Source organism: Fodinicola feengrottensis, assembly GCF_010993775.1.
In the GTDB taxonomy this organism is placed as follows: Bacteria; Actinomycetota; Actinomycetes; order Mycobacteriales; family HKI-0501; genus Fodinicola; species Fodinicola feengrottensis.
The window spans coordinates 21,841-48,569 of the sequence record NZ_WOTO01000018.1; the positions used below are offsets into that span (position 1 = coordinate 21,841).

Genomic DNA, 26,729 nt, shown 5'->3' on the forward strand with positions numbered 1-26,729 from the left:
CACCGGGCCAATTATGGGATAACCATCTACCAATCGGACAAATGCTCGGTTCGGTATCGATCGAGGCAACTGCCCCCGGAACCGCCGGCTTCGGGCCGACGACCTGCCATTACGCTCCTGCGCGAGGATGGTCGGGCAGATTCGAGGGGACGCATAAAATGGATGACACCGATCGCCGAATACTGGCTGTGCTGCGGATGCGCGGTCGCGAGACGTACGCCGAGATCGGTCGGCAGGTGGGCCTGTCCGCCCCGGCCGTCCACGACCGGGTGGCCAAGCTCGAAGCGACCGGCGTTATCGCCGGCTACCGGGCCGCGGTGGCCCCGGACGCGCTCGGTCTGGGAGTGACCGCCCTGATCGGGATCCTGCAGTCCGAGGGCAGCGAACAGGACGACATCGGCGAAGCCCTCCAGCATCTCCCGGAAATCGAGGCGTGCTGGTTCCTGGCCGGCGAGGAATCGTTCATGCTGAAAGTACGGGTGCCCGATGTGGCTGCCCTGGAACACACAATTGGCCGCGTCAACAGGATCCGCGGCGTTGCCCGTACGCGCACCACCGTGGTGCTGTCCACCAAATGGGAAGACCGCGCCGACCCCCGCCCGTCCCACTGAGTTTTTCTTGATTATTGGGACGAAAAACGCCGCGAGGGTGACGTTTTGGGTAGTGAAATGGTGCATTTCACTCCCACAACGTCACCCTCGCGGCGACGGAAAACGTTAGGCGGATGGGGAAGGTGACCCGCCACCAGCGGCAGGCGATGCCGGCGGCGGGGCCGAAGACTCAGCCGGCGTGCTCGGTGGAGGCGCGCTGGGGGTCGCCGGCGGGAGGGATCCCGACGGTGGTCCAGTCGGACTTGAGGGGCTGGATGGGGTGCCGCCGCCGGAAGGCTTGGGGGGGGCGGCGGGGCCGGCTTGGTCGGCGGGGTGGTGGTGCCGCCACCGTTGTTCCCGCCACCGCCACCGCCACCGCCTCCGCTGGTCGGTGGGAGGGCAGGCAACGTGCCGCCCTGGCCGGGCGGGACGGCGCCGACGACGCGGGTGGCGCCGAAGAACTCGGACCACCAGATGGCGTTGATCTGGACTGGCACGCCGTCGTGCGGGGCGTTGATCATCTTGCCGCCGCCGACGTAGATGCCGACGTGGTGGATGGTGTTCCAGTCACTCTTGTCGGTGGCGAAGAAGACCAGGTCACCGGGCAGCAAGGCGTTCACCTGAACCGGCCGGGTGGCGCGGAACTGCGGGCGTGCGGTGCGCGGGAGGTGGATGCCGGCGTAGTCGTACGCGGCCATCACCAGCCCGGAGCAGTCGAAGCGGTCCGGGCCTTCGGCACCCCACTCGTACATCTTGTGGGCGTTCATCTGCGCGATCGCGTACGAGAGCGCCTTCATCGCCTGCGGGGGGCGGCGGCGCCGCCGGGGCCAAGCGGAGACAGATACTGGCCGCCCAGGGCCAGGTTGAAGGCGTCTGAGCTGGCGTTCGCGGCGGCCAGCTGGCCGGCGTACTGAGACTGCATCGCCTGCAGCGATGCGCTCTGGGTGGTGAACTGCTCCTGCAGCGTGGCCTGCTGGGTCTGCATCTGGGCGACCGTCGCGTACGCCTGCGAATAGTTCTGGGCGGTCTGGACGACCGCCTGCGCGGCGGCGTTCAGGTCGGTGGGCGCGGGTGCGCTCTGCGGCGTCAGCGCGTCCGGGGCGGTGCCGAGAAGGTTCAGATACGACTGGCCGCTGGCGTTGCCGCCCTGCAGGGCCAGCCGGTACGCCTCGGACGCGGCCGCCCATTCCTGGTCGGCGGCGGTGACCAGCGCCTGCTTGGCAGGGAGGTCGGTCTTGAGCTGGGTGAGCTGCTCAGAGAGCCCCTCCACCGCGGACTGCTGCACCTGCACGGTGTTCACCACCGGGCTGACCGGCGGCGACGGCGGCGGGGCGGGCAGCCCGCTCGGCGGCGTCAGGGTCGTACCGCCGGGCAGCACCGGCGCCGGCGGCACCTCCGTGCCGGGGTTCGGTACGCCCGGTGGCGGCGCGGTCTTGGCGGCACCGTACGCGGCGAGTGTGGTGCTGGTCATCGCGCTGGCCGGGAGTTGCGCGGCCGCGGCGCCCGACGCGGTGACCAGAACGGTGGCGCAGCCCGCGAGGAGGCTGACCGACATCCCCTGGGTAATTCGCCTCGCCCAGCCGCGATCGATCGACCGGCGACGTCTGCTTCCCTGTCACTTGGTGACTCAACCCACCCATCCCCGAGAGTCCGCCTGCCATGTAACTGCCGAGTAGCACGGTAGTACGTTGGGCATCATCCGCATACCACAACGGCTGAGTCCACTTCTGCCTGATCGGGATGCGCCCGGGGCATTTAAGGGACACATAAGGGAGGCGGCGCAACCATGTCAGCGGTGCTGAGATACACCGTCGGACGGATCCTGGTGTTCGCCGCGAGCCTCGGCGTGCTCTACCTTATCGGCTTCCGCCGGTGGGCGTTGGTGCTGGTCGCGATCGTGGTCTCGATGCCGCTGGCGTACGTGTTGCTGCGCCGGCAGCGGGCCAGTTTCGCGGTGGGGCTGGAGCGGGTGCTCAGCCGTCGGCGGGCCGAGAAGGCCCGGCTGCAGGCCGCCCTGGAGAGCGACGACGACGAGTTTTCCACAGCCGACAAAGGTCCGCTGAGCCCGGCAAAACACAGCAACTTCTTAGACAGCGAGTCCTGATACGGACGGGCATTAAGGCTGCCTTCATAGACTTGTAACACCGGTGAGTACGGCGACTGGTGACAGACAGGGTTACTGTCTCGTCGTGTTTCGCGCAGGCATTCGAACCGCTGTCGTGCTGGCGGTCACCGCAGCTGGGGTCCTGTTCGCCGTGTTGGCCGCGGCGACTTCGTGGTGGTGGGCTGGTGCTGGCCGTGCCGCTGCTCGCGGTCGGCCTGTTGGGCTGCTATGACCTGTCGCAGAGCGACCGGTCGGTGCTGCGCAACTATCCGGTGCTGGGCCACCTGCGCTATCTGTTCGAGGGGTTGCGCCCGGAGATCCAGCAGTACTTCATCGAGCGCAACTTCGACGGCCGGCCGTACGACCGAGATGTCCGCAGCATCGTTTACCAGCGCTCGAAGGGCATCGAAGGCGAGTCGCCGTTCGGTACGGAGCGTGACGTCTACGCCGATGGCTACGAGTTCTTCGCGCACTCGATGTCGCCGCACCACGCCAAGGGCCCGATCCGCGAGCACAGCCAGGCCGGCACCGAGCCGGCGCCTGAGGAGCCGCCGCGGATCCACATCGGTGGGCCGGACTGCAAGCAGCCGTACGACATGTCGTTGCTGAACGTGTCTGCGATGAGTTTCGGCTCGCTGTCGGCGAATGCGATTGTGGCGCTCAGCACGGGCGCGGCGAAGGGTGGTTTCGCGCACGACACCGGCGAAGGTGGCATGTCCGACTACCACCTGGCCGGCGGCGCCGACCTGATCTGGGAGGTCGGCACCGCGTACTTCGGCTGTCGTACGCCCGACGGTGACTTCGATCCGGTCGCTTTCAAGGAAAAAGCCGCGAACCCGCGGGTGAAGATGGTGTCGCTGAAGCTTTCCCAAGGTGCCAAACCTGGTTTGGGTGGGGTGTTGCCGGGCGAGAAGGTGAATGCGGAAATCGCTCGGGTCAGGGACGTACCGCTCTCGGAAAAAACCGTGGTTTCCCCGCCGTACCACCGAGTTTTCTCCACCCCGCGAGAACTTGTCCTTTTTATTGACCAGATGCGGGAGCTGTCCGGCGGAAAACCGGCTGGTTTCAAGCTTTGTGTCGGCACCCGGCGGGACGTACTCGCGGTGTGCAAGGCGATGCTGGACGAGCAGATCACCCCGGACTTCATCGTCGTCGATGGCGCCGAAGGTGGCACCGGCGCGGCTCCGCTGGAATTCACCGACCACGTCGGGATGCCGCTGACTGAGGGACTTTTCGAGGTTCACAACGCTTTGGTGGGTTGTGGCCTGCGAGATCGGATCAAGATCGGCGTGAGCGGCAAGGTGGCGACCGGCTCGGACATGGTCAAGCGGATGATCCAGGGTGCCGACTACACCAACGCGGCGCGGGCGATGATGTTCGCGGTCGGCTGCATCCAGGCGCAGCGCTGCCACACCAACCGCTGCCCGGTCGGCGTGGCGACCCAGGACCGCGCGCGGCGGTCGCGGGCGCTCTACGTGCCGGACAAGTCCGAGCGGGTTTTCCATTTCCAGCAGGCGACCGTGCACAGTGCGATGAAAATCATGTTCTCGCTCGGGGTCTCGCATCCAGATCAGTTGCGTCCGCACATGCTCTATCGGCGGGTCAGCCCGCAAAGCGTCCGGTCTTACGCCGAACTCTGCCCGCCGCTGCGTCGTGGCCAACTGCTCGACGACCCGCCGGCGGACTGGGCGCAGGACTGGAAACTGGCCAGCCCGGACTCCTTCGCGGTCTGAGTCGCACCGACCATGGAGTCACACCGGCCATTGCGACCAGGCGTTCACCGGACCGGACTCATGCAGGACTTCGCGGACCTCGATCGCACCGTGTGCGGCGTCCGGCATGAGGCCGGCCAGCTCGACCGCGCGCTTTTTTCGTCGGTGACGTCCACAACGTAGTAGCCACAGACGAAAGCATCGGATTTGTGCACCGGGCTGTCGATCGTACTCGGCACGCCGTCACGGACGTGTACGGTCTTGGCGGTAATAGGATCGGAAAGGGTCTTGCTCTCCACCAGTTCCCCGGTTTCGGAGATCAACCGGTCGAAATCGCCGTCTCCCTGAAACGCGCTGAGTTGCTGGTCCGCGGTGAGGCCCTCCCACATCTCGTGATCGACATACATGATCAGTAGATATTTCAACTCGCCGCACGCTCCCGGTCGAGACTCTCTTGTTTCTTAGTGACCAGATGTCAGCTTTCTCCGAACGCGGCCAATTCCGCAGGCAGCGGTTCCGCGTGGAGAACGGTGAGTTTGGACACCGCCCGGGTCAGTACGACATAAAGCCGGTGCAGGCCGCGCTGTTCGGCGGCCACGATGGCGGCCGGTTCGCCGACGATCACGTGGTCGAACTCCAGGCCCTTCGCGAGCGTCGCCGGCACCACGGTCAGCGGAACATCCTCCTCGGCGCTGTTCACGCTGTGTGACACTCCGGCCGCGGTCAGGGCCTTGGTGACGGCCGTACCGACGCGTCGGCGACGACCACGCCGATCGAGCCCGGCTGCTCAAGTGCTTCGGCGCCGGCGGTGGCGACGGCGGCGGCCACCTCGGGGACGGACTGGATCACCAGCGAGTGTGGCGCCTGTCGTACGGACACCGCCGGCTCTACCCCAGCGTCCAGTGCCGGGAGCAGGGCGTTCGCCAGCGCCAGGATCTCCGCCGGCACCCGGTAGCCGGTGGTCAGCGGCAGCACCCGGGCGGTTGGCTTTCCGAGTGCCTCCAGCAGCGCCGGCCAGGTCTTGGGCGCGGTCACGGTGGTGCTCTGGGCGAGGTCGCCGAGCACCGTGACCGAGCCCTGCCGGGCCCGCCGGCCGATCGCCCTGGCCTGCATGGCGGTCAGGTCCTGCGCCTCGTCGATCACCACATGGCCGTACGAGCCGCTGCGTTCGAGCAGGTCAGTGGCCTCGTCGATGAGGACGGCGTCGGCATTGCTCCAGCGGATCTGGCGCTTGGTCCGCGCGCGGTCGGCCAGCTGATTGCGTCCTGCTCGGCTTCGGACAACAGGCCGTCGGCGGACCGTGCGAGCAGCTCCCGGTCGGACAGCAGCTCGGCGATCAGGCCGGCCGCGTCGACCGCCGGCCACACCGCGTCTGTCAGTTCTTTTACTGACTTCGTACGGGAAATCCGGGCCACCCAGGCCTCGGTGGGACTGTCGCCGCGGGCCTCGGCCTGGGCACGGGCCAGGTAACCGAGCCGGGTCCGCAGCCGCTCGCGGGCGGTCGCGTACCGCAAATCGTCCCGGCGCAGGTCGTCCACCAGCCGCATCAATCGGGCCGGCCCAATCCGGTAGCGCAGCGAGCCGTCCGCGATCACCAGCGGCTCGGTCGGCTTGCCGATCCGGCCATAAAGCGCGCGCCGGATCACTTCGGCCATCCGGGCGTCCGTCTTCACCGCCTCCGCTTGCGCGGAATCGGTGCCGCGGACCTGCACCGGCGCGATCAGCTGGCTGACGGTCGCTGCTTGACGCCGCCCTCGCCGAGCGCCGGCAGCACCTGGGCAATGTACGACAGGAAGGCCTGGTTCGGCCCGATCACCAGCACACCGGAACGTTTGAGCCGGTCGGGATGGCTGTAGAGCAGGTACGCGGCGCGGTGCAGCCCGACCGCGGTCTTGCCAGTGCCGGGCGCGCCCTGGATGCACAGCGAGTCGTCGAGATCGGCCCGTACCAACGCATCCTGGTCCGGCTGAATGGTGGCCACGATGTCCCGCATCGGCCCGACCCGCGGCTTCTCGATCTCCGCGGTCAGGATTTTGCTGGCAAGGCCCAGATTTTCGCCCTCGTCGAGCCGCTCCTGCTCGTACGAACTCAACTGTCCACTGTGGAACCCGAAGCGCCGCCGCCGGATCACGCCGCGCGGTTCCGCCGCGGTGGCGCGGTAAAACGCCTCGGAAACCGGCGCCCGCCAGTCGATCACCAGCGGATCGCCGGCCGGGTTCGCGATGTGCCGGCGGCCGATGTGGAAACTCTCTCGCCCGGATAAGGACTGTCGTCTCCGTGGTCGATCCGGCCGAAGAACAACGGCGTCTTGCCGTCGTCGGCGAGGCTGATCGTACGGTTCGCCAGCTCACTGGCCAGCACCTCGTCCGACACGAAGGTGGTCGCGCCGGCCGCCTGCGCGCGGATGTCCGCCAGCCGCTCGTACCACTCGCCGTCGTGAGTCTGGAGGCTCCTCGCCTCGTCGCGCATCCGAGTCAGCTCGGCTCGTGCGGCGACCATGTGGTCCCGCTCGGCGCGCAGCGTCTGGTCCTCGGCGAAGTCGGTCTCGGGCATCCCTACAACCTCCGGCAGTGTCTCGACGGTCCCACTGCCCTTGGCTCTCCGCGACCCGCGGCGCCCGGCTTTCGACGGGTCGGCGCCCTCGTCCGGGCGCTCGGCCGAGTGACGTTACCGGACGGCTCGCGTCCCGGCGAACGAGTTTTGGCTGCTGGTGCCCGGTCGGTCAGACTGACAGGGCGAGACCGACGCCGAGACCGACGGCATAGAGGAGTTCGGCGAGGCCGGTGTCGCGCAGGGTGGGGATGAGTTCCAGGCCGGACCGTTTGGCCAGCAGCGGGCCGGCAGCGCGGACGGCCATCGGGATCCCGATGAGGGAAAACCACACCCACGGCGAGAGGATCACGGCGAGCAGGATGCCCAGCAGATGGGCGAATCCGACGAGGACGGCCCACAGGGTGCGGCTGGCGGGATCGCCCATCATGACGGCGAGGGTCTTCTTGCCCGTCTGGGCATCGGTGGGGATGTCACGGACGTTGTTGGCGACCAGAATCGCGCAGGCGTAGCAGCCGATGCCGGCGGCCGCCGCGATCGCCGGCCAGGACAGCCGGAGAGCTTGGACATAGGTCGTACCGAGGACCGCGACCGGGCCGAAGAAGATGAAGACGAAGACCTCGCCGAGGGCGCGGTAGCCGTACGGGCGGCGGCCGCCGGTGTAGTACCAGGCCGCCGCTATGCAGGCGATGCCGACGATTAGCAGCCACCAGGCCTGGGTCGCGATCACCAGGGCCAGGCCGGCGATGGCGGCCCCCCGAAGGAGCCGAACGCCGCGTACTTCACCGTGGCCGGTGTCGTCGACCCGCTGCCGACCAACCGGAACGGGCCGACTCGGTTCTCGTCCGTACCGCGGATGCCGTCGGAATAGTCGTTCGCATAGTTGACGCCCACCTGCAGCGCCAACGCCACCACCAGCGCGAGCAGCAGCCCGCCAAAGCGAGAAACCGCCCAGCCCAGCGCGGCGGCGGCGCCGGCGCCCGCGATCACCCCGGAGGTGGACGCCGGCAGGGTCCGCGGCCGGGCCCCCTCCACCCACTGCGCGGTCGTGGCCACACGTCCTCCTCCAGTTCGGTTCGCCCCCATTCTGTGCTGGCCTCTCGCCGCTGCCAGATCCGCCCCTGCCCGCACGAGCTTGACCGCATCGACGCGATGCGTGCGCCAGACAGACGCACGCATCGCGTCGATGCGGACATCACCCTGGGTGGGTGGAGGTCAGGGGCGGGTGAGGGCGGTGGAGGCGTACCAGAAGGCCGCGATGGCGAGTGGGACCTCCAGCAGGGCGGCTTCCAGGCCGGCCTGCAGGAGGTCGCCGCCGCTGGTCGCGGTGGTGAGGTCGAACCAGGCGTCGGCGAGCAGCAGCGCCCCGCCGATGACCGCGGTCAGGGCCGCTCGCGGGTCCTTACGCAGGATGAGGATCGCGGTCAACGCGGCCGCGAGGGCCTCGCCGCTGTCCAGTCCCACCCACGCCACCGACCAGTGCGCGACGGTGGTGGTGGACGGCAGCAGCTGGCTGAGTACGACGCACCACGGCACCAACGCGCTGACCATCGCCACCGTGATCAGCAGTGCCCGGCGGTGCAGCCGCTCAGCGGGAACGACTATCGGCGCGGTGGTCGGTCGTACGTCCAACGTGGTCATCAGAACGAGCCCCTTCGGCGAAACGCGAATCGAGTGACGCAGCCGCAGATCATCACCGCGGCGGCCAGCCAGACGGCGGCCACCGCGAGCGGAGTCCGCTGCAGCAGGACGGAGACGCCAGCGACCGCGATCACCACCAGGGCGATCAGCGGGAGGACCGACAGCGGCCTGAACTGGGTGTTCCGGTCGGCGATCCGGTCGGCGAGCAGCTCGTCCACCACCTCGGCGACCCGGTCGTCGAATTCGTCGCCGTAGAGGTCGAAAAAAAACGCCTCCGCCGACTGCTCGATCCCCGTTCCGTCCATGTCCTCAACACTGGTCGAAAGTGGACTTCGCGTCGGTCGAGCCGACCCACCAACCGGGTGTCGGGTTATCCCTACTGGCGGTCGTGGGCTCTCCGGGTTTCGGCCGGCTTGACGTGTTCATATGGTTGGTCGACGACCAGGCCGGACCGCCGGCGGTTCAGACGTACGGGGAGCTCCGGTGCAGACACCTCCAGGTCCGGCGACGGACCCGCCAACGGTGGTGGGGCCGGATCGGATCTCGGGATTTTCCGCTGCGTGCGGTGGTTTCGGGGCGGCTGTGGAAGGCGTACGCGCACCTCACCCTGGACGCCGTCTACGGCACGCTTGGGCTGGCCGCGCTGCTGATCTTCTTCGGCGCGCTGCTGCTGGTGCCGTTCGGCGTCGGTCTCTTCCTGGTGGTGCCTGCCGCGCGGGTGCTGTTCTGGTGCAGTGCGGCCGAGCGGCGGCGATACGCGGCCACCTGCGGTTTGTACGTGGCTGAGCCGCGACTGCCGGCGGCCGCGAACGGGCCGCTGCGAAAGGCCCTGCCGGCGGTGCTCGGCAACTGGGCGCTCTGGCGGCAGGTCGGGTATTTCCTTTTGCTGATCCCGATCGCGTGCGCCACCTCGGCGACGATCGTGGTGACCTTCGCGGTGTCGGCCACCCTCGCGGCGCTGCCGGTCTACTTCCGGCACCTGGCCAACGGCCGCGCGCGACGGTCGGTCCGCTGACGGTCAAAGACAACCGGACCGCCTTCATGGTCTGCGTGCTGCGGCGCTGTTCGTGCTGTTGGTGATCGTCCCGACGCTGGCCCGGATGTTGCGCGGCATCGATGTGCTGCTCGCTCGTACGCTGCTGGTCCGCCCCCGCGGGAAGGCGATGGCCGAGCGGGTCGAGGAACTGACCGAGAGCCGGGCCCGGGTGGTGGACGCCGCCGAGGCCGAGCGCCGGCGGATCGAGCGGGACCTGCACGACGGAGCGCAGCAACGGCTGGTCGCCATGTCGATGACGCTTGGACGGCTGAACTCCCGGCTGAAGAACACCGCCGACCCGGACATGTTGGCGCTGATAGATGAGGCGCGACAGGACGCCAAGCTGGCGATTGGCGAGATCCGCGACCTGACCCGCGGCCTGCACCCGCCGGTGCTCACCGACCGCGGCCTGGACGCGGCGCTGTCCGCGGTGGCAGCCCGCCAGCCGATGCCGGTGACGGTCGACGTCCAGGTGTCACCGCGCCCGCCGATCACCATCGAGGCGATCGCGTTTTTCGTGGTCACCGAGGCGTTGACGAACGTGACCAAGCACGCCCAGGCGCATCGCGCCGAGGTGGGCATCCGGCGGATCGGCGACCGGCTCTGGATCCGGGTCACCGACGACGGCGCGCGGTGGCGCGGACCCGACCCGCGGCACCGGACTGACCGGCCTTGCCGATCGGGTGTCCGGAGTGGACGGCACTTTGCGAGTTTCCAGCCCGGTGGGCGGACCGACGGTGATTGAGGTGGAGTTGGCATGCGGGTCGTGATCGCCGAGGACTCGGCGCTGCTGCGAGAGGGTCTGCGACGACTCCTCGTGGAGCAGGAGATAGAGGTGGCCGACGCGGTCGGCGACGGCGAGGAACTGCTTCGCGCGGTTGCCGAGCACAAACCGGACGTCTGTGTGGTGGACGTACGGATGCCGCCGACCTTCGTCGACGAGGGCTTGCGAGCCGCTCTGGTGATCCGCAACCGGTGGCCGGGCACGGGCGTACTCGTGCTGTCCCAATACGTCGAGGAGCGGTATGCCACCGAGCTGATCGGCGACAACCCGGACGGCGTCGGTTACCTGCTCAAAGACCGGGTAGCCGAGGTGGAGGACTTCGTCGACGCGGTCCGCCGGGTAGCCGCCGGCGACACCGCGCTGGACCCCGAGGTGATCAAGCAGCTGCTCGTACGCAGCCGGAAAAAGGACCCGCTCGCGACCCTCACCCCGCGCGAGCGGGACGTGATGGCGGCGATGGCCGAAGGCCGCTCGAACGCCGGCATCGGCGCCGAGCTGGTGATCGGGCCGGCCGCGGTGGAGAAGCACATCAGCAGCATTTTCCTGAAACTCGGCCTGCGCGCCGAGGACGGCGAACACCGAAGGGTGCTGGCCGTACTGAGATATCTGGGGGCCTGACATGAGCGTCATCTCGCACGAGAGTCCGCCGGAGGCGCCGCCCAAGCCTCCCGGTCGCGGCGCGATCGTGGCCGCTGGGTTGGTGCTCCTGCTGATTGCCGGCGGGGTGATCGCCTGGGTGATGGTCACCCGGGTGATGCCCGGTCAGCTCGACTTTCACAGCTCGTCGGATCAGACGGCCGGCGCGAAGCTGCAGGTGAACGCCCCGGACGCGGCCATCCTGCTGGTTCCTGGCTCGGACGGGACCGTGCACGTGGTGGGAAAGGGGCGCTATCTCTACCACTCGCCGACGGTCACCGCGGCTACCAGCGGCGACACCACCACGGTCACGGCCGGCTGCCCCCGCACACGAAAGTCGCTGCCAGGTGTTCGTCACCATCAGCGTGCCGGCGGCGATGCCAGTACGGGTGGATGCCGACCTCGGGTCATCATCGATGCGAGCGGACTGGACGGCACGCTGGATCTTAATTCCAACGAGGGGTCCATCGAGGTGCTCAACCCGATCGGAGCGGTGTCGGCCCGCAGCGGCAACGGCTCCGTCTCCGTCACCGGTGCCCGATCGCCGCAGGTGACCGCCCACAGCACCAACGGCTCGATCACGATGGTCGACTCGGGTCGCCGCTGGTGACCGCCGAGTCGGTCAACGGCAAGATCTCCGCGAACTTCCTGGACGCGCCCACGATGGTGACCGTGAGCAGTGTCAACGGGTCAGTCGACGTGTACGTGCCGGGCACCGCCACGTACCGGGTGACGACCCACACCGTCACGTCCAGCGACAAGGTCAAGGTGCCCACCAGCGACACCTCGCCGCACGTCATCAACGCCAGCAGCACGAACGGCTCTGTGCAAGTCTTCAGTTAGCGGCGCCGCGTATCAGCGAATTCGTACCAGCGTCTCAGCCGATTCGTACGGCGTTCTCAGCCAGTTCTGAGGGAGCCGCCGCACGGTTGAGGACATGAGCGAGCACACCGATCCCCAGCAGCCGTGGATGCCGCCGAGCGCGAGCGGCGAGGCCGCGGCGGGCCACCAAAACGTACCCACCGCCGGGCAGTCAGCCGGTGATGCCACGCCGGTAAGCGCGGAATCGGCCGCCCCCGTCAGCGCCGCTGACACGGCCGAGACCCCGCTGGTAGCCGGCGCAGATCCTTACGTGCAGTCCGCCGGCGGTCATGAGGCCGAGTCGTACGCGCAGACCTCGGCTGAGCCCGCTGGTCAGCACGCGGCTGAGCCTTACGCGGATGCCGCGGCCGGTTATCACGTGCCGCCTTTCGCCGGTACGTCCTCGGGGGGCGTGCCGCCGATCCCGCCGCTGGGGTCGTTCAGCGCGCCGCCCGGCGCGCCTGGCCCGTACCAGCAGGTCACCGTCGACGCGTCCGGCGGTCGCCGGAACCGGTGGCCGATGATCGCCATTGCCGCGGTGGTCGCCGCGCTGGTCACCGGTGGGGTAGCCGGCGCCGGCGGGGCGGCCCTGGTGCTCGCCACGGCCGGCTCCGGCGGCGGCCAGACCGTCTCGACCGCGGCGCCGGTCTCCGGCTCGACCAACCCGACCCAGCAGATCTCCAAGGTCGCCGCCGCGATCAGCCCGAGCGTCGTCTCCATCAAGGTGACGACCAGCAGCGGCGGCGGCGACGAGGGCTCCGGCATGGTGGTCACGCCGGACGGCAACATCGTCACCAACAACCACGTGGTCGCGGCGGCGGCCAACGGCGGCGGCACGCTCACCGTGACGCTGGCGAATGGCAAGACCGTACCGGCGACGATTGTCGGCACCGACCCGACGACCGACATCGCGGTCGTCAAGGCCACCGGGGTGTCCGGCTTGACGCCGGTCAGCTTCGTCAACAGCTCCAGCCTGCACGTCGGCGACACCGTGATCGCCTTCGGCAATCCGCTCGGCCTGGAGGGCTCGGTCACCTCCGGCATCGTGAGCGCCCTGCACCGCAGCGTCACGCTCGGCAGCACCCAGCAGGGCGGTGGCGGTCAGGGCGGCCTTGGTGGGGGCCAAGGCGGTCAGGGTGGTTCGGGCAACGGTGGGCAGTCGACCACTGAGACCGCGTCGGTCTCCAACGCCATCCAGACCGACGCCGCGATCAACCCTGGCAACTCCGGCGGCCCGCTGGTCAACACGTCCGGCCAGGTGGTCGGCATCACCACCGCGATCGCTACCCTCGGCGGCGGCCAGTCCGAGTCCGGCAGCATCGGCGTCGGCTTCGCCATCCCGGCCGAGACCATTCAGTCGGTCGCCAACCAGCTGATGAACGGCAAGAAGCCCACCCACGCCAACCTCGGCGTCTCGGTCACCGACGCCACCAGCGGCGGCGCCCAGATCAGCCAAATCACCTCCGGCAGCCCCGCCGCCAAGGCCGGCCTGCAAACCGGCGACGTGATCACCAAGGTCGGCGACACCGCCATCACCACCTCCGACGACCTCGGCGCCGCCGTACGCTCCCACCAGCCGGGCGACAAGGTCACCCTGACCATCACCCGTGGCGGCAAATCCAGCGCCGTCACCATCACCCTCGGAAGCGCCACCGGCTGAGTCTTCCCCCTGGAACTGCCGTCGACAAAGATGTCGACGGCATTTTTCGCGCGTACCAGGTTGGCCTCCCTGCTGCACAATCGGATTCCGATTGTGCAGCTCTACATAGGTGCGGCGCGAAATTGTCGTAGGTGTCTGTTTTTCTTTCCCCCTCCCTTTGAACGGGGGGGGGGGTGGGTTGAGAGGTGGACCTTGATTTTTATTTGAACGTTGGTCCTCGAACCCGCCCCCCGCCCGTTCACTGGGGGTGGGGGCAAATTTGCCGGAGGGGTACGACAGTTTCGCGCCGCACCCCCCTCTCGCTGAGGGCCTGGCGACGTCAGACACTCGACAGCAGCGTCGCGAACTTGACGGCGTCGACGCCGGCCGTTTCGTCGAGTCAGTCGAGCGCAGTCGAGTCAGCCGAGCCCGTCGACCTTCAGTCGGTGGCGGGGACGATCTCGGGGGTTTCGACCAGGGGTTGGGCGGCGGTTTCGATGCCGGTACGCCAGATCGCGAGCGCGGCGAGGGCGACCGGGATGGCGCCGGCGACGGCCAAAGTGGACAGGCTTGGTGCGCTGGCGACCAGCAAGGGGCCGCCCAGGCCGCCGGCCTTGCCGGCCGCGGCGACCAGTCCGCTGCCGGTTCCACGCAGGGCGGTGGGGTAGATTTCGGCGGCATAAGGGGACAACATCGCGATCATGCCGCCGGCGCCGATCAGCAGGACAGTCAACAATGCTACTAGTGGCCCGGCTGAGTCCCAGTTTTCTGGGCGAAGGAAGACGAAAAGCGACAGAACCAGCACTGTGCCGACCGCGTAGGAAATGATCGCGCGGCGGCTGCTCCAACGCGCATAAAGGAGCGCGGCGAGGCCGGTCGCGGGAACGGTGAGCAGGGAGGCCGTGAAGAGAATTGCCGGCGCAGAGGAGGACATTCCGGCGCCGGACAGAAAAGTGGGCAGGAAGGTCACGAAACCCCAGTTGACCAGCCCCCAGCCCAGGCCGTAAAGCAAGACCGCGATAGTGCGCCAGCGATATTCGGGCACCAGTAGTAGTCCGCCGACTTTGCCAATGAAACTGCGGCGGGCCGGTCGAGCGGCCGGCAGCGGTTCGGTCTTGTCGCCGGGTATGGCCGAAACCAGCTCGATCCCGTACGTACGCATGACCTGTTCGGCCTCGGCGGGCTGGCCAATGGAGAGCAGAAACCGCGGCGACTCAGGGATCCACCGACACAAAATCAGCAGCAGCAGCCCGGTCGGGGCGCCGAGCACCCAGAGAAACCGCCAACTCAGCAGCGGTGCCAGCACGGCCGCGGCGCCGCTGGCCACCAGGTATCCCAGTGTCGCTCCGAACCCGCTCTGTAACACCAGTAGCCAGCCACGATAGCGTGACGGCACCGATTCGGACATCAACGCGTAAACAGTCGGCAGCATGCCGCCGGCCGACATGCCCATGATGAAACACATCACCAAGTTCCAACCAAAACTCGGCATGAAACCGCAGATCGACGTGCCGATGTAGAGCAGCGCCGAGAACACGATCGTGGACCGCCGGCCGACCAAATCGGCGACATATCCCCACAACAGCGAGCCGATGACGGTGCCAGTCAAGGCGATGAACGGCAAGGCGGCCGCCTGTGCCGTGGTCAGGCCATATTCGTGCCGTACGCCAGGCACCACAAATCCCAGCGTCGCTGGCTTCATGGTGTCCACGACCAAGCCGACGGTCAGTACGAGCGCGAGAACGACGTGAGCGCGGGAAAGTCGGGCACCGTCGATCGCGGCGAACTGGTCGGCCGCACCTGGCGTGGTGCGCCGCGCCTTCGCCGCCAACGCGCGCTTTGCCTTTCCAGTGGCCAGAAGACTCCAGCCGGCCAGCGCCAGACCGCCAATGATGAGGGCCATCCCGAAGGTCATCGGCGTGCCCATCGCCATCCCGGCCATCATGAAATGGTCCGGCGCGGCCATCACATAGTCGGGTACGTGCAACGAAACTCCGGCGAGGATGGCGACCGCGCCGATCCACACTCCATACCGCTTCACTCGTGGCCTCCGCCAGCTTGGGTCGGGAGAGCCGCGAGGGGTCGGCCCTGGGTGTCATGCGTCGCGAAGTAGTTCTCGGTGAGCCGCTGCCGCCGCGCATCCCACACCATGTACGTACCAAGGAAAAGCTGGGTGACGCTGCGGCTGACATCTTCGGCCCGGTCCAGCGCCCATTGCGCGGCCAGTCGGCCGCCGGATCTTTCCCTACTTTCCAAGGGGATAAGTAGGCATGGCCCGCGGTTTGGGATCGATCGTACGTGCGTCGCGGACGAGGCGAGTCGAAGGTGTTTCAGAAATTCGCGAAGTACCACCCGCATAGTCAGCGGGGCGATGCCTTTGGCTGGGCAGGCGCGGTTGGCGGTCACCCCGAACGGGATGTGGTTCGCCTCCCGGGCGCTGAGGGTTTCCCATCGATCGGGCTCGAAGGAATGCGGATCCGGGAAGCCAGCGGAATGGAAATCTGGGTAGCTGAAGCAGAGTACTGTCCCGGCGGGCAGTGTGTGAGGTCTGCGGTGACGGCGATGTCGGCGGAGGTGATCCGGTGCGCGATACCGAAAAGGGGATAGTTGCGGAAGGTCTCGTCAAGGACGTGATCGAGATAGGGGTCGTCGTCAGGATGCTCGCGCAGCCGCTGCTGTATGTCCGGATTTTGCGCTACTACCAGGAAGAGATGGGTCATCGCCTCGGACATCTGCACAATGGCAGTGTTGAAGAACGTGCCCTGCAGAAACCACGCCTGCTCCTGCGCGGTGAGGCTCGCCGGTAAGGGGTGCGGGATCCGGCCGTTGTCGACCGCCTCTCGGAGGAAGCGAGTCAGCCGGTCGCGGACCGCCAGGTGGCGCAGTCCGGTGCATTTCAATGCGGTGATGACGTCGTTGGCGTTGTCGACGATGAGCTGACGAACGGCCCGTGGCGCCGGTTCGTCGAAGACGAGTTGGTAGTAGAAATCGGCCCAGATGGGCATCATCAGCTCGCGCAGCCGGACCGCGCGGGGGCGCTGAAGGTCGAGTTCCTTGAGGTAGTCGCGTACGACGGTGGTCACCATCGCCTCGACCTCGGTTTTCGGCCGGGCCAGGATTTTCCGAGTGGTCCGGGCGACATCGTCGTAGCGCGGGCCCGGCTCCAAGTGTTCCTGGTGTACTTGCGGACCGGGGCACAACCAATACCAGAAAAGATCCGACAAACCGGCGCCCTTGCTCCGACCGTCCGCCGCCGGATGTGCGTAGAGCTGGCGAAAATGCTCGACGGTGACCTGTGGTCCAGGCACCAACAGGCCTTCTGGGCCGTTGATCCGGGCGAAAATCCGGTTCCGAAGGGCGATCACGATGTCCGGCAGCCACCAGGGCGAGCTGCCGATCACGACCAGCGCGGCGACCACGCAGCAAACAATGATCGCCATCAGTATTCCCCGGGAGGCAACAGAAGAAGGCCAGCAACCAGCTCCCGAACGGAGCCATAACCACACAACAGCAGCGTGTGTTCCAGTTCGGCGCGTAGGATTTCCAGTACGGCTGAGACGCCTTTTCCCCCGTCCACAGCCAGTCCCCAGACGACTGGCCGGCCGACGCCGACCGCCGTGGCGCCCAATGCGAGCGCCTTGACGACGTCGGTGCCGCGCCGGATCCCGCCGTCCAGCAGCACCGGGATGCGGCCGCCGACCGCTCGTACCACCGCGGGCAACGCCCGGATCGAAGCCGGGGTGGTGTCGAGTTGGCGCCCACCGTGGTTGGAGACGATGACTGCCGCCGCACCGTGTTCGACGGCCAGTATGGCGTCGTCCGGATGCAGGATTCCCTTGAGGATGACCGGAAGATCGGTGACTGACTGGAGCCATCGCAGATGTTTCCAGGAAAACTCCGGTGACATCTGGATCGGCCGGACCTCGCCGGCATCGCGCATGTTCTCGCAGTGAAGACCATCCGGCAGTTGGTGGAAGTCATGCCGGTTATCCCGCTCATGACTGCCAAACACCGCCGAGTCGACGGTGAGCACAAGAGCCCGGCAGCCGGCCGCGGCCGCTCGTTGGATCACAGATTCGGTGAACGCGAGGTCTGGTTGGAGATAAAGCTGGAACCAGAGGGCGGTGCCCCCTGCGCGGCGACTTCTTCGACGGCCACTGTTGACGCCATCGCCGCGATCATGACCGTACCGGCAGCTGCGGCCGCCCGTGCGGTGGCGGCTTCACCTTCTGGGTGGGCCAACCGGTGAAAAGCCGTGGGAGAAAGGAAAATCGGCATGCTCGTGGGGCTGCCGACCAGGTCGACAGTGAGATCGGGAGCTGGCCGACCACGCAGAACCCTGGGCAGCAACGAAATCCGGTCGAAAGCGGTCTCGTTTTCGGCGAGGGTGATCTCGTCGCGGGCACCGCCGGCGAAGTAGTCGGCGTGCACCGGATCCAGGATCTGCGCAGCGGCCGCCTGGAAATCTCGTACGTTCAGCAGCTTCGGTACGGTCATGGTTGGGCGGCGGCCGGGCGACCGGCCAGCTGCGCGGACAGGAAGGCCGCGAGCGGCTGTCGGTGGCTGCGCTCGCGGGCCCAGTCGTTCTCCAGGTTCTCGTCCATCCGGTGGGTCGCGACCAGATCGGTGCCACGCCAGTGTCGAATGACCGGGTGCAGATAGCGCTGGTCATGCCCGGCGTCACCTTCGCGATTGCGTCCCGCTTCAATGTCGAATGGATCAATTTCGTCGTGCCCTTCGCCGTATTCCAGCGTGACGACGAAATGTTCGGCGGCTCCCTCGAGCAGCGAGCTTTCCTGGACGTGGTCGACCGGAACTTCTTCGCGGTAGGTCAGCGAGCCATCGGCGGCAACCGTGATCAGGTCGCCGATGAAGGCGAACTGCTGCCACAGCGCCGAAGTCCGGCTCACTCGGGCGATGATCGCGTCCGCCAGCGGCAGCCCGGGATCGGTCTCGTACGGCACCGGCCGGGATGGCCACGGCAGGGATTCGTACCGGCTGGCCAGAATGTTGCTCAATGCGCGTACGCCATAGCGGAAACCGTGGATGAAGGCGCTGGTGGACTTCTTGAAATCGCGCATCCCTGGGTGATCGTGCCGGCGAAATACAGATCCGGTACGTTCACCGATTCCCAGGCCGATGTCTGGTCCGGGAACCGGTCGCTGATGGTCAGTGCTGGCCGGCAGTCCTCGGCGAAAACTGAGGCATCGAAACGGAATCCGGTGCAGAAGATCACCCGGTCGTAGCGGCTCTGCATGAGCACGTCCCGTCGGGCGTAGCGGATGCTCACCAGATAGCCGTCGCCGTCGCGCTCGATCTTCTCGACCGCGCCGTCCAGCACGGCATTCTGCAGTTTGAGCTGATACATGTCGAGGAAGTTGGCGTTGATCGCCCGCAGGTGCCCGACAAAGTGGGTTCGCCAGGCCAGTTTCTGCGAGTGTGGGCCGGCGACGTGGATGACAGCGGCCCGTTCGGTCAGGTTGTCGGCGGTCTCGTACGCGGAGTTTCCCTTGCCCACGATCAACACCCGCTGGTCGGTGAAGTCGTCTGGGTCGACCGAGACGGTCTCGTACTGTTCGGCAAGCTCGATGCCGTCGATCTTCGGCACGTACGGCCGGCTCACGCCGGTTGCCACGATCACCCGGCGAGCCCGGAAGCAATCGCCGTTCGAGGCGGTCAGCACGAAGTCGCCGTCCCGCTCGATGCGTTCGATGCGGGTGTCGTAACGGACCTTGAGGTCGAACTCGGTGACGAAGCTGGCCAGGTAGTCGACGAAAACGTCCGCATTCGGCCAGAACTTGTCGCTGTAGGGGGTGAAAAGGAGTTTTTCCTGGTCCGACAGCAGCGAGTTCCAGTCCATCCGCAGGTTCAGCTCCGGATCGTCCCACCCGGTGTGCACCTTGTTGACCGAGATCATCTTGCGGTGCCGCGGGAACCGGGTGAAGAAGGTGCCTGGTCCGCTGCCCGCTTCCACCACCAGGTAGCTCAGGCCGGCCCGCTGGAGGAAGTACGCGAGCTGCAGGCCGGCCGGCCCGGCACCGACCACCACGTAGTCCAGGGACTCGTCCACCACGGTTCGCTCCCTCACCTGACTGTTTTCACGTCCGAGGCGGAGACTAAGCAGCATTTCTCAGAAATCTCTGAGGAAACGACGAGGTGTGTTATTTGTCGGAAACATCCGATATGGGGATGGGTGAAATCGCCGAAGACCGTTGTTCACCGGAAATGAGGGAGTATCAAGGCAGATATGGGCGGGGACGATGAGTGACATGCTGGAAGGCATCTCGGCCAGCGTCCTGGTGGTCGAGGACGACGGGGACCTGCGCGGCATGTTGGTCCGGCTGCTGCGGGCCGAGGGCTACCTGGTGGACGACGCCGCGGACGGCCAGCAGGGCCTGCACCTCGCGCTCAGCCGCGGCTACCAGGTGTTGATCCTGGACCGCGGCCTGCCGGCCGTGGACGGCCTGGACCTGCTGACCCGGATCCGCCGGCAGGGCGTCGACCTGCCGGTGTTGATCCTGTCCGCACGCGGATCGGTGCGCGACCGGATCGCCGGGTTGGACGCCGGCGCCGAGGACTACCTGGTGAAGCCCTTCGACCTCGACGAGCTGTTGGCGCGCGTACGCGCACTCGTCCGGCGGCACCTGCGCGGCGCGTCGCAGCTGGCGATCGGGGGCGGGCTGCTGGACGTGCCGTTGCGGGTGGTCCGGCCGCCGGACAGTGCCGAAGTGCCGCTGTCCGGCCGCGAGTTCGACCTGCTGCACCTGCTCGCCCGGCACCCGAACATCGTCTATCTGCGCTCCGAACTGCGCTGCCAGATCTTCACCGACGCCACGTCCGACTCGATCGTCGACACGTACATCTACTACCTCCGCCGAAAGCTCGGGCGCCGGGTGGTCCGTACGGTCCGCGGCACCGGATATCGGCTCGGCGAACTGTGAACCCTGAACTTGCCCCACTCGTGTGTGTGGATGGTGCCGAGTTTCCGGTGGAGGAGCCATGACCGAGCCCAGGAGCGACCTGTCGGTGCTGCGCCGGGCCCGCTGGCTGCTGACCGCACAGCTCGCCGGCGCGGTCACCATCGTCGTACTGATGGTCGGCGGGCTGTCGGTCGGCATGATGCTGGCGGAGCAGCACCGGGACGCCGAGCGGAACCTGCAGGCGTACGCGCTTCGTGGCGACGTCGAGCACCCGCCGCCCTGCGTGTGGATGTTCGCGACCGAGGGGACACAGCTGCGGCGTACGCCCGGAGCGCCGATCGCGCTGCCGGTCGCTGATGTGATGGCCGAAGTCGCCCAGACGGGCGTTACCCAGGTGCAGGAGCGGAGGGTGGCCGGCCTGGACTACCTGATCGGCACGCAGCGGCTCGGTTCCTCGGTCGTACAAGTGGTGATCGACCTGCGCTACCAGATGCAGGAACGGCAGCGGCTCTATGCCGCGCTCAGCGTCGCTGAACTGGCTGGTCTGGTGGCAGCCGTGGTGGCCGGCACGGTGCTGGCCCGCCGCGCCATGGCGCCGCTGGAGGACGCGCTGTGCCGGCAGACCCGGTTCGTCGCGGACGCCAGCCACGAGCTGCGTACGCCGTTGACCCGGCTCCGCGTCCGCGCGCAGCTGCTGGCCCGTGAGACCGCCGACGCCGAAGTGCTGAAACTGGTCGCCGACACCGAGGACATGGCCGCGGTGATCGACGACCTGTTGCTATCCGCGCAGCTGCGTGGCACCGGCGCCCGGACGGCTCCGCCGGTCGGCCTGGCCGCGGTCGCCAGCGCGGTGGTGGCCGCGGAGTCGGCCCGGGCCGAGGCGACCGGAGTGGAGTTGAGCCTCCACCTGCGCGATCCTGCCGACCGTTATGTCGTCAGTGGCATCGAGCCGGCGCTGCGGCGGGTGGTGTCCGCGTTGGTCGACAACGCACTCGGACACACTTTCGCCGGCGACCGCATCGCCGTCGAGCTGGGCCGGCGGGACCGGGCCGTGCTGCTGTCCGTACGGGACACCGGTGTCGGCCTGGAGCCGGCGGACGTGTCTCGGATCTTCGAACGCTTCGCCCGCGGACAGTCCAGCCCGCCGGGCGGCGGCCGGCGATTCGATTCGGGCTCGGGCTCGCGCTGGTCCGCGAGGTCGTCCAAGGGCATGGCGGCGGCTCGGTCACCGCTGCCGGCGCGCCGGGGGCTGGGGCGACTTTCACGGTCGTGCTGCCCTCGGCCCTCAAGGCCGCCGCCGCCGCCGGCGGCCGAGGTCGGCGGAAAGGTGCCACTGGCCGGCGCTGTCTAGGCTGCGGCTGTCGTACGGACGCGAAAGTCTCGCCGCTCTGCCCGCGGCACTTATGTAGAGCTGCACAATCGGAATCCGATTGTGCAGCGGGCCGGTCGCAAGTGATTTGTCAGGAGTCGACTTTTTGGCCCAGCTCGACGGCGATGGCGGCGATCGCTTGGCGGTCGATTTTTCCCAATGGTAGGCGGGGAAGTTCTGGTACGACGGCGATCGCGCGAGGTGCCGCGTGTGGGCCGAGAAGCGCGCTTACGTGTGTGCGTACGGATGCCAGCGTCGGGGTCGGCTCGTCGGCGTGTGGGGTGAGAACGGCGATTGACGACCTGGCCCCATTCGGGGTGGCTGACGCCGGTGACGGCGGATTCCGAGACGCCTGGGCAGGACGCCAGGGCGGCTTCGACGGCGGCGGGGGCGACGTTGACGCCGCCGGTGATGATCACGTCATCGGCTCGGCCAATCACCTCCAGGCCGCCGGTAGCGGACCATTGACCCACGTCTGAGGTGCGGAAACGGCCACCGACCAGTACTTCGGCGGTGAGGTCGGGACGCAGCCGGTAGCCGCTGAACAGCACCGGGCCGCCGACGCTGATCCGGCCGGAGGGTGCCAGGTCGATATCGACATCGGTTAGCGGCTGGCCGTCGTAGACGCAGCCGCCGCAGGTCTCGGTCATCCCGTACGTCGTCACCACCGGGATGCCGGCGTCGGCGGCCTGTTCGCGGAGGGCGATCGGAGCGGCCGCGCCGCCGAGCAGGACGGCGTCGACCTCGGACAGGGCTTCGGTGGCCGGGCCGCCGGCGTCCAGTACGCGGCGGAGCTGAGTGGGCACAAGTGACACATAGCGCCTGCCCGATCGCATGGTCGCTAGTGACTCAGCAAGGTGCGACACATGGAAACCCTCGCGAAGGTCGAGAAGCACTGGTGAAGTGCCCGCCAAGGTGGCTCGGATCAGCACTTGGAGGCCGGCGATGTGGGTGGCCGGCAGCGCCAGCAGCCACTGCCCAGGACCTCCGAGGAAGTCGTGGGTGGCGGTGGCCGAGGCGCGCAGGGCGCGAGCGGACAGCAGCGCGGCCTTTGGCTCGCCGGTGGATCCGGAGGTGGGTACGACCAGCGCGATCTCCTCGTCGGAGTGCTCCAGCCGCTGGTCAGGGCGGATAGCGGTGAGCGCCCGGTCCCGCTCGGCTCGGTCCGACGGCAGCGCGGCCACCGCCGGACCGCCGTTCAGCGCCGCGGTGAGAGCCGGCAGCAAGGTGCCTTCCACCTCGTCCGGACTCGCCGCGGTGAGGGTGATCAGCCGCTTCTGCACGTTCCCAGGCTAACCGTTGACGGCGACCGCGGGGCGAGCGTCATCGCTGCACACTTGAAGGTGTAACGTTGGGGTGCCATCATGAAGTCATGGTGAAGCATGCCGGCGGAGTTCCCGCTGATGAACATAAAGATGACACAGTTATGAGTGTCGACGTTGTGTATCCGGCGATCTCGATCGGCATCCGCGACCTGCGGCACGACACCGCGGCGTTGCTCAAGCGGGTCGAAGAAGGTGAGGCGATCATGATTACCAACCGAGGGAAAGCCGTCGCCGTCATGCGGCCGCTGAACGAAGAAGAACACCGTCACCAAGCCTTGGTGGACCAGGGCATTATTCGGCCGCCGAAGAGCGGGGGCGGTGCCAGCGGGCGTGAGATCGTCGCGTTGCTGGAAACCCGGCCGTACAGTGGCCCGATCCGGACCCAGCAGGAGATCGACGAGATGCTCGATTACACGAGAGCGGATCGTGATCTGCTGTGATCACCTATCTGGACGCATCGGCGATATTGCGGTTGATCATCATTCCGCATGAGTGGACCGAGCATCTCAATGCTCATCTGCGCAGGCAGCCGCAGCTGGGCACGAGCGTGATTGGCATGGTCGAGACCCAACGGACGCTGATGCGTGGTGCGACGGAAGAGCAGATGGCCTGGGGGGACCGCCTGTTGCGGGAATTCCAGGAAATTGCCGTCACCGACGAGGTCGCGCGCACCGCCTCCGCGATTCCGAGCCGAAGTCTGCGCACGCTCGACGCCTTGCATGTTGCCAGCGCGATTGTCGCTGGCGCATCGCAACTCGTCACGTACGACAAGACCATGGCGGCGGCGGCTCGGGCGGTGGGGCTAAGGGTGGTCAGCCCGGGTGTGAACTAGAAATACCAGGGAAACTTCGACCAGTCCGGGGCGCGTTTTTCCAGGAACGCATCCCGGCCTTCGGCTGCTTCCTCGGTCATGTACGCCAGCCGGGTGGTCTCGCCGGCGAAAACCTGCTGTCCCATCAATCCGTCGTCGACGAGATTGAAGGCGTATTTGGCCATGCGCTGCGCGGTGGGCGACTTGCTGTTGATTTCCGCGGACCATTCCAATGCGACCTTCTCCAGGTCGGCATGCGGTACGACCGCATTTACCGCGCCCATCTGGAACGCTTCTTCGGCGGAGTATTCGCGGCCCAGAAAGAAAATCTCCCGGGCTCGCTTCTGGCCGATCTGGCGGGCCAGATACGCCGATCCGTAACCGCCGTCAAAGGAACCGACCGCGGTGTCGGTCTGCTTGAATTTTCCGTGTTCGGCGCTTGCGAGGGTCAGGTCGCAGACCACGTGCAGGCTGTGTCCTCCGCCGGCCGCCCAGCCGTTGACCAGCGCGATCACCACTTTGGGCATCATCCGGATCAGCCGCTGGCATTCCAGGATGTGCAGCCGGCCGGCCGGCCCGCGCCGGGTCCACCGCCTCGCCCTTACCGCTGACGTACTTGTAGCCGTCCCGACCGCGGATCCGCTGGTCGCCGCCGGAGCAGAAGGCCCAGCCTCCGTCTTTGGGCGACGGCCCGTTGCCGGTCAGCAGCACGCATCCCACGTCGGAGGTCATGCGGGCGTGATCCAGCGCGCGGTAGAGCTCGTCCACAGTTTCCGGCCGGAAGGCGTTGCGCACCTCCGGGCGGTGGAAGGCGATGCGTACGGCCGGGCCGTCTGTGTCGCCGATCACCTGGCGGTGGTAGGTGATGTCGGAAAAGTCGAAGCCCTGCACCACACGCCACGCGTTTGTATCGAAGGTCTCAGAGACCGAAGGGGCAGCCACTCAGCGAGCCTAAACGCAGGTACGTACTCTCGACTCGTGGGGCCATCTCAACTATCCGTGTATGCGATTGGCATGCGAGCGCGATTCCGGCGCATCACCGTCCGCGAGGGAATGCTGTTCCAGGGGCCGGCCGGGTGGGCCGAGTTCTCCCCGTTTCTGGATTACGACGCGACCGAGTCCGCGGCGTGGTTGGCCGCCGCTCGAGAGGCCGCTGACATCGATCGGATGGCCAGCGCCCATAAGGACGCATATTCCAGTCAACGTGACGGTCCCGGCAGTCGGTCCGGAAAGGGCGGCCGCGATCGTACGAGCATCCGGCGGTTGCCGTACGGCCAAGGTGAAGGTCGCCGAGCCCGGCGAGCAGTTGGCGGACGACATCGCCCGGGTGGAGGCGGTCCGCGACGCGCTCGGCCCGGACGGCCGGATCCGGGTGGACGCCAATGGCGGCTGGTCGTTGGACGCGGCTCATAAGGCACTTTCGGAGCTCAAGCGTTTCGATCTCGAGTACGCCGAGCAGCCCTGCATGAGCGTCGAGGACCTGGCCGCGTTGCGCCGTCGTACGGACGTGCCGATCGCCGCCGACGAATCGATCCGACGAGCCGACGACCCTTATCGGGTGGTCGCGCTGGACGCGGCGGACATCGCGGTCCTGAAGGTACAACCGCTCGGTGGGGTAGCGGCCTGCCTGGAGATCGCCCAGCGCATCGGGCTGCCGGTGGTGGTGTCCTCTCGGCGCTGGAGACGTCGTCGATCGGCATCGCCGCTGGGATCGCGCTGGCGGCGGCGCTGCCGGAGCTGCCGTACGCATGTGGGCTGGCCACTGTGCACCTGCTGGCCGCGGACGTGGTCGCCGACCCGCTGCTGCCGGTGAACGGCCAGATCGAGGTGCGCCGGCCGGTGCCGGACCCGGCTCTGCTGGCGGCCGCGGCCGCCGATGAATCCACCAGCCACCGCTGGCGCGAACGCCTGACGACAGTAGAAGCGGTGACCTCGTGAACGGCTGGCTGACATGTCGCTGAACCCCTCCACGGCGATGGCGACCGTGCTGGTCGACGAGCTGGTCATCGCCGGCGTGACCGATGCGGTGTTGTCGCCCGGCTCCCGGAACGCGCCGCTGTCCTTCGCCTTCGCCCGTGCGGCCGCCGCTGGCCGGCTGCGCCTGCACGTACGCATCGACGAACGATCCGCCGGCTTCCTGGCGCTGGGTCTGGCCAAGCGCTCCGGCCGGCCCGTGCCGGTGTCGTGCACCTCAGGCACCGCGGCGGCGAACCTGCACCCGGCGGTGCTGGAGGCCAACCACGCGGGCGTGCCGCTGATGGTGCTGACCGCGGACCGGCCGCCTGAGCTGCGGGACACCGGCGCCTCCCAGACCATCGACCAGATCCATCTTTATGGCACGTCCGTACGGTATTTCCACGAGTTCGGGGTAGCGGACCGGCGGGACAGCCAGAACGGCTACTGGCGGGAGCAGGTCTGCCGGGCCATCCACATGGCGACAGCCGCGACGACCACACCGGGCCCGGTCCACCTCAACATCCCGTTCCGGGACCCGCTGGTACCAGCTCAGGACCCGGCCGACGACTGGCCAGACTCGCTGGTCGGACGGGCCGACGGGTTGCCGTGGGCCCGGCCGCCGCGGCTGCGGCACGCCGAGGTCGGGGACCCGGTGGTGCTGCCGGGCCGGACGCTGGTGGTCGCCGGCGAGGCTCCGGACCGGTACGGGCAGGCCGCCGCGCGATTCGCCGCCGGGTACGGATTGCCGCTGGTCAGCGAGCCGACCGGCGCGCGCGTGGGGCGGGTCGCTCGCGG

General features: G+C 67.7%; 28 protein-coding genes and 5 pseudogenes. 15 read left to right on the forward strand and 18 right to left on the reverse strand.

Annotation, left to right across the window (positions count from 1 at the left end; genetic code table 11):
- Positions 1-158: 158 nt before the first annotated feature.
- A complete protein-coding gene (locus tag GNX96_RS17995) occupies positions 159-611 on the forward strand; it encodes an Lrp/AsnC family transcriptional regulator (protein WP_163568993.1) in 453 nt (150 codons plus the stop codon).
- A gap of 11 nt (positions 612-622) precedes the next feature.
- Here the strand turns inward: GNX96_RS17995 and GNX96_RS18000 are convergent, their stop codons facing one another.
- Together GNX96_RS18000 and GNX96_RS18005 are read right to left on the reverse strand one after the other, a co-directional pair.
- Positions 623-1,387 carry a C40 family peptidase gene (locus tag GNX96_RS18000; protein WP_163568994.1) on the reverse strand — a complete coding sequence of 255 codons (765 nt, stop codon included), beginning with the start codon at positions 1,385-1,387 and terminating at the stop codon, positions 623-625.
- Positions 1,384-2,145 (reverse strand): hypothetical protein, encoded by a 762-nt coding sequence (locus GNX96_RS18005; RefSeq protein ID WP_163568995.1) that lies wholly within the window; start codon positions 2,143-2,145, stop codon positions 1,384-1,386. The genes GNX96_RS18000 and GNX96_RS18005 overlap by 4 nt, the downstream gene beginning before the upstream one ends.
- Positions 2,146-2,376: 231 nt before the next feature.
- On the opposite strand from GNX96_RS18005, the gene GNX96_RS18010 reads away from it, so the two are divergent.
- Both GNX96_RS18010 and GNX96_RS18015 read left to right on the forward strand, forming a co-directional pair.
- Positions 2,377-2,694 (forward strand): DUF4229 domain-containing protein, encoded by a 318-nt coding sequence (locus tag GNX96_RS18010; protein ID WP_163568996.1) that lies wholly within the window; start codon positions 2,377-2,379, stop codon positions 2,692-2,694.
- Positions 2,695-2,779: 85 nt separating this feature from the next.
- Positions 2,780-4,427, forward strand: a pseudogene (locus tag GNX96_RS18015) (FMN-binding glutamate synthase family protein).
- 44 nt (positions 4,428-4,471) lie between these two features.
- Here the strand turns inward: GNX96_RS18015 and GNX96_RS18020 are convergent.
- From GNX96_RS18020 to GNX96_RS18040, 9 genes are all read right to left on the reverse strand, one after another.
- Positions 4,472-4,831, reverse strand: coding sequence for a YciI family protein (locus tag GNX96_RS18020; protein WP_163568997.1), 360 nt, complete (start codon positions 4,829-4,831; stop codon positions 4,472-4,474).
- A gap of 50 nt (positions 4,832-4,881) precedes the next feature.
- Positions 4,882-5,118: a hypothetical protein gene (locus GNX96_RS52780; RefSeq protein WP_279580694.1), complete on the reverse strand. Its 237-nt coding sequence runs from the start codon at positions 5,116-5,118 to the stop codon at positions 4,882-4,884.
- A gap of 11 nt (positions 5,119-5,129) precedes the next feature.
- A complete protein-coding gene (locus tag GNX96_RS52785; protein WP_279580695.1) occupies positions 5,130-5,549 on the reverse strand; it encodes a hypothetical protein in 420 nt (139 codons plus the stop codon).
- The gene (locus GNX96_RS52790; protein ID WP_279580696.1) at positions 5,546-6,118 is read right to left on the reverse strand and encodes a hypothetical protein; all 573 of its coding nucleotides are present in this window, start codon (positions 6,116-6,118) and stop codon (positions 5,546-5,548) included. The genes GNX96_RS52785 and GNX96_RS52790 overlap by 4 nt, the downstream gene beginning before the upstream one ends.
- 8 nt (positions 6,119-6,126) lie before the next feature.
- A complete protein-coding gene (locus GNX96_RS52795; RefSeq protein ID WP_279580697.1) occupies positions 6,127-6,603 on the reverse strand; it encodes a helicase domain-containing protein in 477 nt (158 codons plus the stop codon).
- Positions 6,600-6,959 (reverse strand): hypothetical protein, encoded by a 360-nt coding sequence (locus GNX96_RS52800; RefSeq protein ID WP_279580698.1) that lies wholly within the window; start codon positions 6,957-6,959, stop codon positions 6,600-6,602. Before GNX96_RS52800 ends, GNX96_RS52795 begins: the two co-directional genes overlap by 4 nt.
- Before the next feature lie 169 nt (positions 6,960-7,128).
- Entirely contained in the window at positions 7,129-7,995 is an 867-nt protein-coding gene (menA, locus tag GNX96_RS18030; protein WP_279580699.1) for a 1,4-dihydroxy-2-naphthoate octaprenyltransferase, read from the reverse strand.
- A 176-nt stretch (positions 7,996-8,171) separates the two neighbouring features.
- A complete protein-coding gene (locus GNX96_RS18035) occupies positions 8,172-8,597 on the reverse strand; it encodes a hypothetical protein (protein WP_163568998.1) in 426 nt (141 codons plus the stop codon).
- Complete coding sequence (locus tag GNX96_RS18040; RefSeq protein ID WP_163568999.1) at positions 8,597-8,902, reverse strand: hypothetical protein; 306 nt, start codon at positions 8,900-8,902, stop codon at positions 8,597-8,599. Before GNX96_RS18040 ends, GNX96_RS18035 begins: the two co-directional genes overlap by 1 nt.
- A gap of 260 nt (positions 8,903-9,162) precedes the next feature.
- On the opposite strand from GNX96_RS18040, the gene GNX96_RS18045 reads away from it, so the two are divergent.
- From GNX96_RS18045 to GNX96_RS18070, 6 genes are all read left to right on the forward strand, one after another.
- On the forward strand, positions 9,163-9,612 hold the full coding sequence (locus tag GNX96_RS18045) for a sensor domain-containing protein (protein ID WP_279580700.1): 450 nt from the start codon (positions 9,163-9,165) through the stop codon (positions 9,610-9,612).
- A gap of 61 nt (positions 9,613-9,673) precedes the next feature.
- Positions 9,674-10,378, forward strand: a complete 705-nt coding sequence (locus tag GNX96_RS18050) for a sensor histidine kinase (protein WP_279580701.1) — start codon at positions 9,674-9,676, stop codon at positions 10,376-10,378.
- Between the two features lie 12 nt (positions 10,379-10,390).
- Positions 10,391-11,035, forward strand: a complete 645-nt coding sequence (locus GNX96_RS18055; protein ID WP_163569001.1) for a response regulator transcription factor — start codon at positions 10,391-10,393, stop codon at positions 11,033-11,035.
- A 1-nt stretch (position 11,036) separates the two neighbouring features.
- A complete protein-coding gene (locus GNX96_RS18060; protein WP_163569002.1) occupies positions 11,037-11,663 on the forward strand; it encodes a hypothetical protein in 627 nt (208 codons plus the stop codon).
- Positions 11,660-11,896: a DUF4097 family beta strand repeat-containing protein gene (locus GNX96_RS18065; RefSeq protein ID WP_163569003.1), complete on the forward strand. Its 237-nt coding sequence runs from the start codon at positions 11,660-11,662 to the stop codon at positions 11,894-11,896. Before GNX96_RS18060 ends, GNX96_RS18065 begins: the two co-directional genes overlap by 4 nt.
- Positions 11,897-11,990: 94 nt before the next feature.
- Complete coding sequence (locus tag GNX96_RS18070; protein WP_163569004.1) at positions 11,991-13,574, forward strand: S1C family serine protease; 1,584 nt, start codon at positions 11,991-11,993, stop codon at positions 13,572-13,574.
- Between the two features lie 418 nt (positions 13,575-13,992).
- Here the strand turns inward: GNX96_RS18070 and GNX96_RS18075 are convergent, their stop codons facing one another.
- From GNX96_RS18075 to GNX96_RS52825, 5 genes and pseudogenes are all read right to left on the reverse strand, one after another.
- A complete protein-coding gene (locus GNX96_RS18075) occupies positions 13,993-15,594 on the reverse strand; it encodes an MFS transporter (protein WP_163569005.1) in 1,602 nt (533 codons plus the stop codon).
- Positions 15,591-16,091 (reverse strand): cytochrome P450, encoded by a 501-nt coding sequence (locus GNX96_RS52805; RefSeq protein ID WP_279580754.1) that lies wholly within the window; start codon positions 16,089-16,091, stop codon positions 15,591-15,593. Before GNX96_RS52805 ends, GNX96_RS18075 begins: the two co-directional genes overlap by 4 nt.
- Before the next feature lie 901 nt (positions 16,092-16,992).
- A pseudogene (locus tag GNX96_RS63930) lies at positions 16,993-18,050 on the reverse strand (alpha-hydroxy acid oxidase).
- A complete protein-coding gene (locus GNX96_RS52820) occupies positions 18,047-18,634 on the reverse strand; it encodes a hypothetical protein (protein WP_279580704.1) in 588 nt (195 codons plus the stop codon). The pseudogene GNX96_RS63930 and the gene GNX96_RS52820 overlap by 4 nt, the downstream one beginning before the upstream one ends.
- Complete coding sequence (locus tag GNX96_RS52825; RefSeq protein ID WP_279580705.1) at positions 18,568-19,641, reverse strand: NAD(P)-binding domain-containing protein; 1,074 nt, start codon at positions 19,639-19,641, stop codon at positions 18,568-18,570. Before GNX96_RS52825 ends, GNX96_RS52820 begins: the two co-directional genes overlap by 67 nt.
- A 172-nt stretch (positions 19,642-19,813) precedes the next feature.
- On the opposite strand from GNX96_RS52825, the gene GNX96_RS18095 reads away from it, so the two are divergent.
- Positions 19,814-20,494 (forward strand): response regulator transcription factor, encoded by a 681-nt coding sequence (locus tag GNX96_RS18095; RefSeq protein WP_163569006.1) that lies wholly within the window; start codon positions 19,814-19,816, stop codon positions 20,492-20,494.
- A 58-nt stretch (positions 20,495-20,552) separates the two neighbouring features.
- Positions 20,553-21,824, forward strand: a complete 1,272-nt coding sequence (locus GNX96_RS18100) for a sensor histidine kinase (RefSeq protein WP_279580706.1) — start codon at positions 20,553-20,555, stop codon at positions 21,822-21,824.
- A 50-nt stretch (positions 21,825-21,874) separates the two neighbouring features.
- Here GNX96_RS18100 and menE read toward each other — a convergent pair whose 3' ends face one another.
- A complete protein-coding gene (menE, locus tag GNX96_RS18105) occupies positions 21,875-23,125 on the reverse strand; it encodes an o-succinylbenzoate--CoA ligase (protein ID WP_279580707.1) in 1,251 nt (416 codons plus the stop codon).
- A 143-nt stretch (positions 23,126-23,268) separates the two neighbouring features.
- Between menE and GNX96_RS18110 the strand changes: the two genes are divergently transcribed.
- Both GNX96_RS18110 and GNX96_RS18115 read left to right on the forward strand, forming a co-directional pair.
- A complete protein-coding gene (locus GNX96_RS18110; RefSeq protein WP_163569007.1) occupies positions 23,269-23,607 on the forward strand; it encodes a type II toxin-antitoxin system Phd/YefM family antitoxin in 339 nt (112 codons plus the stop codon).
- Positions 23,604-23,999, forward strand: a complete 396-nt coding sequence (locus GNX96_RS18115) for a type II toxin-antitoxin system VapC family toxin (RefSeq protein ID WP_163569008.1) — start codon at positions 23,604-23,606, stop codon at positions 23,997-23,999. Before GNX96_RS18110 ends, GNX96_RS18115 begins: the two co-directional genes overlap by 4 nt.
- Here the strand turns inward: GNX96_RS18115 and GNX96_RS18120 are convergent.
- Positions 23,996-24,920: pseudogene (locus GNX96_RS18120) on the reverse strand (1,4-dihydroxy-2-naphthoyl-CoA synthase). The gene GNX96_RS18115 and the pseudogene GNX96_RS18120 overlap by 4 nt on opposite strands.
- A 36-nt stretch (positions 24,921-24,956) precedes the next feature.
- On the opposite strand from GNX96_RS18120, the pseudogene GNX96_RS18125 reads away from it, so the two are divergent.
- Positions 24,957-25,916 (forward strand): annotated as a pseudogene (locus tag GNX96_RS18125) (o-succinylbenzoate synthase).
- Positions 25,917-25,953: 37 nt separating this feature from the next.
- Positions 25,954-26,643 (forward strand): annotated as a pseudogene (gene menD / locus GNX96_RS61190) (2-succinyl-5-enolpyruvyl-6-hydroxy-3-cyclohexene-1-carboxylic-acid synthase); the annotation flags it as partial.
- Positions 26,644-26,729: the final 86 nt, after the last annotated feature.